This is a genomic window from Streptacidiphilus fuscans (assembly GCF_015690355.1).
GTDB lineage: Bacteria > Actinomycetota > Actinomycetes > Streptomycetales > Streptomycetaceae > Streptacidiphilus > Streptacidiphilus fuscans.
This window is the reverse complement of the sequence record NZ_JADPRT010000011.1, coordinates 153,961-165,876: the sequence shown is the minus strand read 5'-3', so window position 1 is coordinate 165,876 and position 11,916 is coordinate 153,961. Positions and strand designations below refer to the sequence as shown.

The window sequence follows — 11,916 nt, the reverse complement described above, 5'->3', positions numbered from 1 at the left end:
AGGCTGAGTAGGCGACATGACGACTCATCGGGACCGGCCCTGGCTGATGCGGACCTACGCGGGGCACTCCTCCGCGGCCGCGTCGAACGAGCTGTACCGGAAGAACCTGGCGAAGGGTCAGACGGGCCTGTCCGTCGCCTTCGACCTGCCGACGCAGACCGGCTACAACCCCGACCACGTCCTCGCCCGCGGCGAGGTCGGCCGGGTCGGGGTGCCGGTCAGCCACCTGGGCGACATGCGGACCCTCTTCGAGGGCATCCCGCTGGAGCGCACCAACACCTCGATGACCATCAACGCCACGGCCATGTGGCTGCTGGCGATGTACCAGGTGGTCGCCGAGGAGCAGGGCGCGGACATCGCCAAGCTGACCGGGACGACGCAGAACGACATCGTCAAGGAGTACCTGTCGCGCGGGACGCACGTCTTCCCGCCCGGTCCGTCGATCCGGCTGACCACCGACATGATCGCCTACACGGTCGCCAACATCCCCAAGTGGAACCCGATCAACATCTGCAGCTACCACCTGCAGGAGGCCGGGGCCACGCCGGTGCAGGAGCTGGCGTTCGCGATGTGCACGGCGATCGCGGTGCTCGACGCGGTCCGTGACAGCGGCCAGGTCAAGCCGGAGCAGATGGGTGAGGTCGTCGCCCGGATCTCCTTCTTCGTCAACGCGGGCGTCCGCTTCGTCGAGGAGATGTGCAAGCTGCGCGCCTTCTCGCAGCTGTGGGAGAAGGTGACGCTGGAACGCTACGGCGTCACCGACCCCAAGCAGCGCCGGTTCCGCTACGGCGTCCAGGTCAACTCGCTCGGCCTGACCGAGGCGCAGCCGGAGAACAACGTCCAGCGCATCGTGCTGGAGATGCTCGCCGTCACGCTCTCCAAGGACGCCCGCGCGCGCGCCGTGCAGCTGCCCGCCTGGAACGAGGCGCTGGGTCTGCCCCGGCCCTGGGACCAGCAGTGGTCGCTGCGGATCCAGCAGGTGCTGGCCTTCGAGTCGGACCTGCTGGAGTACGAGGACCTGTTCACCGGCAGCGTCGTCGTCGAGGGCAAGGTGGCGGAGCTGGTCGAGGGCGCCGAGGCGGAGATCGCCAAGGTGCAGGAGATGGGCGGGGCCGTCGCCGCGGTCGAGTCCGGCTACCTCAAGGCCGCGCTCGTCGCCTCGCACGCCGAGCGCCGCGCCCGGATCGAGTCGGGCGAGGACAAGGTCGTCGGGGTCAACTGCTACGAGACCACCGAGCCCAGCCCGCTGACCGCCGACCTGGACACCGCGATCATGGTCGTGGACGGCGACGCCGAGCGTTCCGTGGCCGAGGCCTTCGCGGGCTGGATCGCGGGCCGCGACGAGGCCGCCGCGCAGGCGGCGCTGACCGAGCTCAAGGCCCAGGCCGCCACCGACGCCAACCTGATGACCGCCACCCTGGCGTGCGTCCGGGCCGGCGTCACCACCGGCGAGTGGGCGCAGGCGCTGCGCGACGTCTTCGGCGAGTACCGCGCGCCCACCGGCGTCGGCGGTGCGCCGATCACCGGCGCGATCGACCCGGACTCCGGCAGCGAGCTTCTGACCGTCCGTCAGGCCGTGGCCCGCACCGCCGAGGAGCTGGGCAGCGGCAAGCTGCGGCTGCTGGTCGGCAAGCCCGGTCTGGACGGCCACTCCAACGGCGCCGAGCAGATCGCCGTCCGGGCCCGCGACGCCGGGTTCGAGGTGGTCTACCAGGGCATCCGGCTGACGCCGGAGCAGATCACCGCCGCGGCCGTCGCCGAGGACGTCCACTGCGTCGGCCTGTCGATCCTCTCCGGCGCGCACGCCGAGCTCGTCCCCGACGTGCTGCGCCGCCTTGCCCGCGCCGGCGTCACCGACGTGCCCGTGGTGGTCGGCGGGATCATCCCGGCCGCCGACGAGCAGGCGCTGCTTGCCCAGGGCGTGGCGGCGGTGTTCACTCCGAAAGACTTCGGGATCACCACGATCATCGGCCGTATCGTCGACGAGATCCGTCGGGCCCACGGCCTCGACCCGATCTTCGCCCAGACCGCTCCGACCTCGGACTTGAAGGAAGAGACCCTCACCTCATGACGAACGTCAACCGGCTGCGTCCGCGCCGCTCCTGCCTCGCCGTCCCGGGCTCGAACCCGCGCTTCCTGGAGAAGGCCCAGGGCCTCCCGGCCGACCAGGTCTTCCTCGACCTGGAGGACGCCTGCGCGCCGCTGGCCAAGGAGGGCGCCCGCCACACCATCGTCGACTTCCTCAACAAGGGCGACTGGACCGGCAAGACCCGCGTGGTCCGGGTGAACGACTGGACCACGCACTGGACCTACCGTGACGTCGTCACCGTCGTCGAGGGCGCCGGCCAGAACCTGGACTGCATCATGCTGCCCAAGGTCCAGGACGCCCAGCAGATCGTGGCGCTGGACCTGCTGCTGACGCAGATCGAGAAGACCATGGGCTTCGAGGTCGGCAGGATCGGCATCGAGGCGCAGATCGAGAACGCCAAGGGCCTGATCAACGTCGACGCGATCGCCGAGGCGAGCCCGCGTCTGGAGACCATCATCTTCGGCCCGGCCGACTTCATGGCCTCCATCAACATGAAGTCCCTGGTCGTCGGCGAGCAGCCGCCCGGCTACCCGGCGGACGCGTACCACTACATCCTGATGCGCATCCTGATGGCCGCCCGCGCCAACGACCTGCAGGCCATCGACGGCCCGTACCTGCAGATCAAGAACGTCGACGGCTACCGCGAGGTCGCAGGGCGCAGCGCCGCGCTGGGCTTCGACGGCAAGTGGGTGCTGCACCCCGGCCAGGTCGACGCGGCCAACGAGGTCTACTCCCCCTCCCAGGAGGACTACGACCACGCCGAGCTGATCCTGGACGCGTACGACTGGTGCACCTCCGAGGCGGGCGGCAAGAAGGGCTCCGCGATGCTCGGCGACGAGATGATCGACGAGGCCAGCCGCAAGATGGCCCTGGTCATCTCCGGCAAGGGCCGCGCCGCCGGCATGCAGCGCACCACCAAGTTCGAGATCCCGGAGCAGTGATCTAGATGCAGTTCGGACGCACCTACGAGGAGTTCGAGGTCGGTGCCATCTACAAGCACTGGCCCGGCAAGACGGTCACCGAGTACGACGACCACCTCTTCTGCCTGCTCACCATGAACCACCACCCGCTGCACATGGACGCGAACTACGCGACCACCACCGTGCAGGGCAAGAACGTCGTGGTCGGCAACTACATCTACTCGCTGCTGCTCGGCATGAGTGTGGAAGACGTCTCCGGCAAGGCCCTGGCCAACCTGGAGATCGAGTCGCTCAAGCACGTCGCACCGACGTTCCACGGCGACACGATCTACGGCCAGACCGAGGTCCTCGACAAGAGGATGACCTCGAAGCCCGACCGCGGCATCGTCCACGTCGAGACCAAGGGCTACAACCAGGACGGGACGCTGGTCTGCGTGTTCCGCCGCAAGGTCATGGTCCCCACCGAGAAGTACCTCGAGGAGCGCGGCGGCGACCAGCCCGGACGCCCCGAGCTGCGCGAGCAGCCGTAAGACCTTCAGACCGCTCTCCCCCACAGTGCTCGGGCGCTCCATGGTGTATGCCACGCCCGTGGAGCGCCCGGACAGAAGAGAAGGACACGACCCATGGGACGCCTCGCCCAGACCGAAGGTCTCAACGAGATCCAGCAGGAGATCCTCGCGACGGTCCGCAACTTCGTCGACAAGGAGATCATTCCGGTCGCCACGGAGCTGGAGCACCGCGACGAGTACCCCTCCGAGATCGTCGAGGGCCTCAAGGAGATGGGGATCTTCGGCCTGATGATCCCGGAGGAGTACGGCGGCCTCGGCGAGTCGCTGCTCACCTACGCCCTGACCGTGGAGGAGATCGCCCGCGGCTGGATGTCGGTGTCGGGCATCATCAACACCCACTTCATCGTCGCCTACATGATCAACGCCCACGGCACCCAGGAGCAGAAGGACTACTTCCTGCCCCGGATGGCCACCGGCGAGATCCGCGGCGCCTTCTCGATGTCCGAGCCCGGCCTCGGCTCCGACGTGGCCGCCATCTCGACCAAGGCGGTCAAGGACGAGGGCGGCGAGTTCTACGTCCTCAACGGCCAGAAGATGTGGCTGACCAACGGCGGCACCTCGTCCGTGATCGCCTGCCTGGTCAAGACGGACGAGGGCCACGACTCGCCGTACAAGAACCTGACCACCTTCCTGATCGAGAAGACCCCGGGCTTCGGCCCGAACGAGACGGTCCCCGGCCTCACCGTCCCGGGCAAGATCGAGAAGATGGGCTACAAGGGCGTCGACACCACCGAGCTGGTGCTTGAGGACGTCAAGCTGCCCGCCGACCGGATCCTGGGCGGCGTCCCCGGCCGCGGCTTCTACCAGATGATGGACGGCGTCGAGGTCGGCCGCGTCAACGTCGCGGCCCGTGGCTGCGGTGTCGCGCAGCGCGCCTTCGAGCTGGGCATCCGCTACGCGCAGCAGCGGCAGACCTTCGGCAAGAAGATCGCCGAGCACCAGGCGATCCAGTTCAAGCTGGCCGAGATGGCCACCAAGGTCGAGGCCGCGCACCAGATGATGGTGATGGCCGCGCGCAAGAAGGACTCCGGCCAGCGCAACGACCTCGAGGCCGGCATGGCCAAGTACCTGTCCTCCGAGTACTGCAAGGAGGTCGTCGAGGACTCCTTCCGGATCCACGGCGGCTACGGCTTCTCCAAGGAGTACGAGATCGAGCGCCTCTACCGCGAGGCCCCGATGCTGCTGATCGGTGAAGGAACTGCGGAGATCCAGAAGATGATCGTGGGTCGTCGTCTGCTGGAGGAGTACCGGCTCGCCGAGTAGCCGACGCGGGCGACAGCACCCGACACACAGGGGCGTGAATCCTTGGTTCACGCCCCTGTTCCTGTGCGCGTTCCAGCCGAATCCTGGCCGAATCCCAGCCTGAGGGTTTCGTCACCGTTCGCCCACAGCCCTTGGCCAGCCCTGCTCCGGCGGCTTACCTTGGCGGGAGAGACAGAGAGACACGCGGGAACAGCCCACCCGGGCTCCCGGAGCTTGCTACGGCACCACGCTCTGCCGATAGCATCCCTTCGGATAGATAACTGTCGGCTACCGGCACCTGTCGTCAACGGCAATGTCGCACACGGCACTGTCGTCCCCGAACCCCTCGACTGCTGCGACCCTTTCGGTCGCCACAAAGGTCTTCGATGCCCCTTCGTCCGTCCCAACCGACCGACGCGAGCCCGGCCCGTCCGCGCGTGACGCTGGCCCGTGGCGCGTCACCCTGGCTGGTACCCACCGTGCTGACCGCTGCCGCGTGCTCCGCCCTCACCCGGCGCAACGGCAGATGGGCGCTGGCGGCGGTGCCGGCCACCGCGCTCAGCGCGGGGATGCTCTGGTTCTTCCGCGACCCCGAGCGCGAGATCGGCGAGGGCCGGGTCATCTCGCCCGCGGACGGCGTGGTGCAGAGCATCGACGCCTGGCCGGACGGTCGGACGCGCGTGGCGATCTTCATGAGCCCGCTCAACGTGCACGTCAACCGTGCGCCACTGCCCGGCGTGGTGCGTTCGGTCGAGCACGTGCCCGGCGGCTACGTCCCGGCGTTCAACAAGGACAGCGACCGCAACGAGCGGGTCGTCTGGCACTTCGACACCGAAATGGGCGACATCGAGATGGTGCAGATCGCGGGCGCGGTCGCCCGTCGCATCGTCCCGTACGTCACGAGTGGTACCAAGGTCGAGCAGGGCGAGCGGGTCGGGCTGATCCGCTTCGGCTCCCGCGTCGACACCTACCTGCCCGCCGGAGTCGAGCCCGGTGTCGAGGTGGGGCAGCGCACGACAGCAGGGGTGACCCGTCTTGACCGTGACTGAACCCGAGGCCTACGCGGACCACGACGACGACGGGCTGGGCGCGTTGGATGATCTGGACGACGAGTTGCTGGACGACGAGTTGGACGAGGACCTGAACGACGGCGAGACCGAGCACGAGCGCGCCGTCCGGCGGCTGCGCTGGGCGCGCGACCGCGAGCTGCTGCGGCGCGAGTTCTCGCCGCAACACCTCTCCACGGCTGACCTGTTCACGCTGGGGAACGCGGTCTGCGGCTTCCTCGCGATCTACTGCACCACCACCGGCGTGCTGATCCCGCACCTGACCGGCGTCGCCACCAGCGGCGACCGGCGCAGCGCGGCGACGGCGGTGACGCTGCTGCTGATCGGCTCGATGTGCGACCTGTTCGACGGCCTGGTGGCGCGCAAGCTGCGCAGCTCCGCGCTGGGCGCGGAGTTGGACAACCTGGCCGACCTGATCAGCTTCGGCATCGCCCCGGCCTACTTCGTGGTCGTCTGGGGCATGACCGCGGGCGGCGCGCACCAGCGGATCGGCGCGGGCATCGCCATCGTGGTGCTGCTGGCCGTGGTGCTGCGGCTGGCCCGGTTCTCCTGCACGGAGGCGCGGCCCGGGGTCTTCCAGGGCATGCCGTCGCCGATGGGCGCGCTGACGGTCATCTCGATCGTGCTGCTGAACCCGCCGTTCGTGCTCGGCGCGATCGGGATCGTCGCGGTCGCGGCGCTGATGGTCAGCCAGGTCGAGTACCCCAAGCCGCAGGGCAAGCTGGCCACGGCCACGCTCTGCTGGATCGCGGTCGCGATGGGCTGCCTCGCCGCCTGGGCCACCGGCCTGCCGGGCGGCGGCACGCTGCTGCAGATCGGCGCCTCGCTGCAGGTCGCCCTCGCCCTGATGGCCCCGATGATGGTCATCCGCCGCAAGGTCGGCGACGTCCGCGCCAAGCGCGCGGAGGCCCGCAGCGCGACGCACTGAGGTCGGCGTCACGCAGTTTCGACGCAGAGGTGTCCGGCCGCTCGGCGGCCGGGCACCTCTGCGTTTTCCACCACCCCCGGGAGGGCTACGTGTCAGAGACGACCACGCTGAACCTGTGGCAGCAGCGGCTGGGCACGGTGCCGGAGACGGTCTGGGCGGAGACCGACCTGGCGGTGCTCGTCCTGGCCGACAACGACCTGACGGAGCTCTCCCCGCGGATCGGCGGGCTGCGGCGGCTGCGGATGCTGGACCTCGGGCACAACCGGCTGACGGCGCTGCCCGACGAGCTGGGCGAGCTGACCGGGCTGCGCGACTGCCTCTACCTGCACGACAACCGGTTGACCGCGCTGCCGGAGACGCTGGGACGTCTCACCGCGCTGCGCTACCTCAACGTCGGCGAGAACCCGCTTGCGGCCCTCCCCGACGCGCTGGGCGGCCTGACCGCGCTGGTCGAGCTGCGGGCCCAGCGGTGCGGGCTGAGCGCCCTGCCCGCGGCGCTGGGCGGGCTCGGCAGGCTTCGGGAACTGTGGCTGCGCGGCAACGCCCTGACGGGCCTTCCGGCGTCGTTCGGCGGCCTGGGCGAGCTGCGGCAGCTGGAGCTGCGCGACAACGCCCTCACCGACGTGCCCGAGGCGCTGGCCGGGCTCCCCCGGCTGCGCCAGCTCGACCTGCGGTCGAACCGGATCGCCGCGCTGCCGGACTGGATCGCCGACCTTCCCGCGCTGGAGAGGCTGGACCTGCGCTGGAACCCCGTCGAACCCGACGCCCGACTCATGGCCGCCCTGGAGGCCAAGGGCTGCTTCGTGCTGTGCTGACTGGCTGTGTCGACTCCTGTGCCGACTTCCTGTGCTGACCGCCTGTGCGGACCGCCTGGTCATCGGCCGTGGCTGTTGAACTTCCGCACCGCCAGCGGGAAGAACACCGCCAGCAGCACGGCCGCCCAGGCCAGCGTGGCCGGGATCGGGTGCCGGAGCGGCCACGGGTCGCCCGGTTGCAGCGGGACGGCGTTGCCGAAGAGCCGGCGGGCCGCCGCCGCGACCGCGCTGATCGGGTTCCAGTCGGCGAGGAAGCGCAGCCAGCCCGGCATGCCGCCGGTGGTGACGAAGACGTTGGTGACCATGCTGAGCGGGAACACCAGCACCGACAGCTGGCTCGCCATGTCCTCGCGGCCGACCAGCAGGCCCAGGTAGATGCCGATCCAGTTGGTGGTGAACCGGAAGAGCAGCAGCAGCCCCATCGCGCCCAGGGCGTCGCCGATGCCGTTGTGGGCCCGCCAGCCGAGGGCCAGCCCGACGCCGACCATCATGGTCAGCACGACGCTGCTCACCACCACGTCGGCCAGCGTCTGGCCGAGCAGCGCGGCGGAACGCGAGATCGGCATGGACCGCAGCCGGTCGGTGACGCCGCGCCCGACGTCGCGCGCGGCGCCGTTCATGGCGGGCATGATGCCGTTGACCGCGACCAGGATGAACATGCCCGGCATCAGGTAGTCGCGGTACTTGCCGCCGCCGGGCAGCGAGATGGCGCTGCCGAAGATGTAGCCGAAGACCAGCAGCATCGCGAGCGGCGCCAGCAGCGAGGCCGCGATCAGGCCCGGCGAGCGGCGGTAGTAGAGAAGGACACGCAGCGTCAGGGTCCGCGCGTCGGCCAGTGGGTGGCCTCCGGAGCGGGAGGAGAGCGGCGCGGCGGGGGCGAGGGCGGTCATGTGGTCACCGTCTCCTTGGAGGCGTCGGCGTCGGGTGTGTCAGCGGCGGGTGCAGCGGTCCGGCGGCTGCCGGTGAGGGCGAGGAAGGCGTCGTCGAGCGAGGGGTGGCCGAGCGCGACGTCCTGAGCGGCGACACCCGCCGCGTCCAACTCGCGGACCAGCTGCGGCAGCAGGATCCGGCGGCCGGGCTCGCTGACCGCGCTGACGCTGCGGGTGTCGAGGTCCAGCGCGGGCTCCCCGCCCGCCAGGGCCGCCACCACCCGGGCCGCGTCGGTCAGTTGGCCGGGGTCGGCCAGGGTGACCTCGACGCGGGTGCCGATGGAGGACTTGAGCTGCTCAGGGGTGCCCGAGGCGATGACCCGGCCGCGGTCGACGACCACGACGTCGTCGGCGAGCTGGTCGGCCTCGTCCAGGTACTGCGTGGTCAGCAGCACGGTGGTGCCGTCGTCGACCAGCTCCCTGACGATGGCCCAGATGTCGTTGCGACTGCGCGGGTCGAGCCCGGTGGTCGGCTCGTCGAGGAAGAGCACGGACGGGCGGATCACCAGCGACGCGATCAGGTCGAGCCGTCGCCGCATGCCGCCGGAGTAGGTGCGGACGAGGCGGTCGGCCGCCTCGGCGAGGTCGAACCGGTCCAGCAGTTCCTCGGCGCGCTGCCGGGCGCCGCGTGCGCCGAGGTGGTGCAGGCGGCCGACCAGGTGCAGGTTGTCGCGGCCGGTCAGCCCCTCCTCGACGGCCGCGTGCTGACCGGCGAAGCCGATCCGGCTCCGCACCTCGTCCGCCTGGCGGACCACGTCGTAGCCGACGACGCGCGCGTGTCCCGAGTCGGGCGCGGCGAGGGTGGCCAGCACCCGGACCGCGGTGGTCTTGCCGGCCCCGTTCGGCCCGAGCAGGCCGCAGACGGTTCCGGGCGGAACGCTCAGCTCCAGGCCGTCCAGGGCCTGGGTCGTGCCGAAACGCTTGTGCAGGTCCGTCACTTCGACGGCGGGCAGGCTCATGCGAACCCCTCTCTAAGTACACCGTACGTAGAAGCGCGCTGCGCTCACCGTACTACAACTACGTACGATGTACGTAGAGAGAAATCGGGATCGCTAAACTGCGGACGGAGGAAAGGTGATCCACTGATGCCACCTGCGGCAGAACCCAAGGCCGATGCCAAGCCGGATGCCAAGGCCGTGCCCGGGATGATCTGGCTGCGCCCGGAGCGCACCGGACGCGGCCCGGAGCCCGCGCACAGCCGCGCCGCGATCGCCGCGGCGGCGATCGAACTCGCCGACGCGGAAGGGCTGGACGCGGTCTCCATGCGCAAGGTGGCGGCGGCACTGGGTGCAGGCACGATGTCGCTCTACAACTACGTGCCGAAGAAGGAACACCTCTTCGACCTGATGCTCGACGCGGCCACCGGGGAGTTCGCCCTCCCGGACGCGCCCGGCGGCGACCCGTGGGCGGACCTGCGCCTGCTGGCCCACGAGGAGTTGGCCGCGATGCGACGGCATCCGTGGCTGGCCGGGCTCTGCCTGACCCGCCCCTCGATGGGCCCCAACGCGCTGCGCTGCACCGACTTCTTCCTCGCGGCACTCGCGACGTCACCCGTGGCCTCGGCGCTCCCCGGCGGGACCAGGATGGAGTTCTTCGCGCTGCTCAACGGCCACGTCTGCCAGTTCGCCGAGTGGGAGCACAATGTGACCGGCGGTCAGTCCGCCCAGTGGCAGGCCGAGTTGGTCGCCTACCTCACCGCCCAGGTGGCCACCGGCCAGTACCCCCACCTCGCCGCGACCCTGGCCGACAGCGCGGGCACCGCGCCCCTGGAGCCGGACGCGATGTTCGCCAACTCCCTGGACCGCCTGCTCTCGACCATGCTGGGCCCGCCTCCGCCGCGGCCTGCCGCGTGACGCGTGAGGCCTGCGGCGTGAGGCGTGAGGCAGCACGGTGGCTAGCCGAGCGGCGGCAGCGCGTCGAGCGCGTGGCGGCCGAGTTCGTCCAAGCCGGAGACGGTGGCGGCGAGTTGGGCGGGGCTGAGCACCTGGAAGACGTGCTCGTCTATCGCCTCCGCGTGCCGCTGGGCGGCGTCGGCGAGCTTCTCCGCGCCGAGCTCGGTGATGGTGACCACCTGGATCCGGCGGTCCGCGCGGGAGCGCTCACGGCGGACCAGGCCGGCCTCGACCATCCGGTCGACAAGCCGGGTGGCCCCGCCGCTAGTCAGCACGGCGTCGCGGGAGAGATCCCCCATCGTCGCGCCGTCGGGCGCGGCGGCGAGCCGGAGCAGCACCTCGAACATCGGGTGCGAGATGCCGCTCTCCCGCTCCATCGCCGCGCCCAGCAGGCGCTCCAGCCGCGCGGTCGCCGTCAGCAGCACACCGAACGCCTGCACGCGCTCGTCGGCGACGGCCTCGGCGGCGGTTCCTATGCTGATCGCGGTCATCGCGCGGCTCCTTCCCCAGGGGATCTTCCACACGTTACCGTCAGCGGGCGACCGTGAAGCGGCGACCGAGGTGGGCCGGCTTCTCGATCTCGTCGAGCAGCGCGACGGCGTAGTCCTCGCAGGTGATGTAGGACGTGCCGTCGCCGTCCACCACGAGCTGCTCCAGACCCGTCCGGTACGCGCCGCTGCGCTCGCCCGGCTCGATCGTCCCGGCGGGGCTCAGCACGGTCCACACGACGTCGTCGACGCCGTTGTAGTACGCCTGCGCGTCGCCGTGGGCGTGCATGATCTGCAGCAGCCAGTCCGGCAGGCCCGGGGCGTCCCAGACCTTCACGCCGGGCGCGGTCTCCAGGCTGCCGGCGCCGCCGACCGCGAGCAGGCGCGGGGCTGCCGCGCCGAGGCTGCGCAGGCCCTCGACGAGGGAGCGCGCGGCGGGCTCGATGGTGGCCAGATGCCCCGGCCCGTCCCCACCCCCGACGGCGCTGACGAGCACGTCCTGCCCGGCGGCAACCTTCGCCACCGACGCGGGGTCCAGCACATCCCCGGCGACGACCTCCACGCCTGCGGGCGCGGAGTAGCTCGCGGGGTCCCGCACGACGGCGGTCACCTGGTGCCCGCGGCGCAGCGCCTCGGTGACGATGCGGGTACCGATGGTGCCCTTGGCTCCGATGACGGCGATCTTGGCCATGATGCCTCTTCCCTGTCCGGGGCGCGGGGTTCCGCGCTTCCGTCCATGGAAACATCTGAGCAGTCAGGGATTATTTCGCCGGAGACGGAGAACTTTGAGAAGAGGGACGTTGCAAACGGAACAGGGGCGCGGGGAGCCAAGGCAGGCGGCCAGCCACAACAGGGGCGCGGGGAACTGCGCGAGGGGCGAGCGTGGCACAGGCCCGTCCGCGGCGTGGCGTTTTCGCCGTTGGTTCGCGCTTGCGTGGGGTCCAGAGCCGGGCACGGAAGTCCTTGGCCTGTCCGCA

12 protein-coding genes are annotated in these 11,916 nt (G+C 70.5%); 8 read left to right on the top strand and 4 right to left on the bottom strand.

From position 1 onward, the window contains the following. Positions 1-16: 16 nt before the first annotated feature. The 7 genes from I2501_RS25170 (at position 17) to I2501_RS25140 (ending at position 7,630) form a co-directional block, all read left to right on the top strand. Complete coding sequence (locus I2501_RS25170; RefSeq protein ID WP_196196469.1) at positions 17-2,071, top strand: protein meaA; 2,055 nt, start codon at positions 17-19, stop codon at positions 2,069-2,071. Continuing rightward, complete coding sequence (locus I2501_RS25165; protein ID WP_196196468.1) at positions 2,068-3,030, top strand: HpcH/HpaI aldolase/citrate lyase family protein; 963 nt, start codon at positions 2,068-2,070, stop codon at positions 3,028-3,030. The genes I2501_RS25170 and I2501_RS25165 overlap by 4 nt, the downstream gene beginning before the upstream one ends. 5 nt (positions 3,031-3,035) lie before the next feature. After that, positions 3,036-3,539 (top strand): MaoC family dehydratase, encoded by a 504-nt coding sequence (locus tag I2501_RS25160; protein WP_196196467.1) that lies wholly within the window; start codon positions 3,036-3,038, stop codon positions 3,537-3,539. A gap of 93 nt (positions 3,540-3,632) precedes the next feature. Continuing rightward, positions 3,633-4,841 (top strand): acyl-CoA dehydrogenase family protein, encoded by a 1,209-nt coding sequence (locus I2501_RS25155; protein WP_196196466.1) that lies wholly within the window; start codon positions 3,633-3,635, stop codon positions 4,839-4,841. Positions 4,842-5,206: 365 nt separating this feature from the next. After that, complete coding sequence (locus tag I2501_RS25150; protein ID WP_196196465.1) at positions 5,207-5,869, top strand: phosphatidylserine decarboxylase; 663 nt, start codon at positions 5,207-5,209, stop codon at positions 5,867-5,869. A 133-nt stretch (positions 5,870-6,002) separates the two neighbouring features. Then, on the top strand, positions 6,003-6,815 hold the full coding sequence (gene pssA / locus I2501_RS25145; protein WP_196196603.1) for a CDP-diacylglycerol--serine O-phosphatidyltransferase: 813 nt from the start codon (positions 6,003-6,005) through the stop codon (positions 6,813-6,815). Between the two features lie 89 nt (positions 6,816-6,904). Then, the gene (locus I2501_RS25140) at positions 6,905-7,630 is read left to right on the top strand and encodes a leucine-rich repeat domain-containing protein (protein WP_328806608.1); all 726 of its coding nucleotides are present in this window, start codon (positions 6,905-6,907) and stop codon (positions 7,628-7,630) included. A gap of 59 nt (positions 7,631-7,689) precedes the next feature. Here I2501_RS25140 and I2501_RS25135 read toward each other — a convergent pair whose 3' ends face one another. Beyond that, on the bottom strand, positions 7,690-8,520 hold the full coding sequence (locus I2501_RS25135; RefSeq protein ID WP_196196464.1) for an ABC transporter permease: 831 nt from the start codon (positions 8,518-8,520) through the stop codon (positions 7,690-7,692). Beyond that, positions 8,517-9,518 (bottom strand): ATP-binding cassette domain-containing protein, encoded by a 1,002-nt coding sequence (locus tag I2501_RS25130; RefSeq protein WP_196196463.1) that lies wholly within the window; start codon positions 9,516-9,518, stop codon positions 8,517-8,519. Before I2501_RS25130 ends, I2501_RS25135 begins: the two co-directional genes overlap by 4 nt. A gap of 126 nt (positions 9,519-9,644) precedes the next feature. On the opposite strand from I2501_RS25130, the gene I2501_RS25125 reads away from it, so the two are divergent. Then, the gene (locus tag I2501_RS25125) at positions 9,645-10,412 is read left to right on the top strand and encodes a TetR/AcrR family transcriptional regulator (RefSeq protein ID WP_236047156.1); all 768 of its coding nucleotides are present in this window, start codon (positions 9,645-9,647) and stop codon (positions 10,410-10,412) included. Between the two features lie 41 nt (positions 10,413-10,453). Here the strand turns inward: I2501_RS25125 and I2501_RS25120 are convergent, their stop codons facing one another. Next, entirely contained in the window at positions 10,454-10,942 is a 489-nt protein-coding gene (locus I2501_RS25120; RefSeq protein WP_196196462.1) for a MarR family winged helix-turn-helix transcriptional regulator, read from the bottom strand. A 40-nt stretch (positions 10,943-10,982) separates the two neighbouring features. Beyond that, on the bottom strand, positions 10,983-11,630 hold the full coding sequence (locus I2501_RS25115; RefSeq protein ID WP_196196461.1) for an NAD(P)-dependent oxidoreductase: 648 nt from the start codon (positions 11,628-11,630) through the stop codon (positions 10,983-10,985). Between the last annotated feature and the right edge of the window lie 286 nt (positions 11,631-11,916).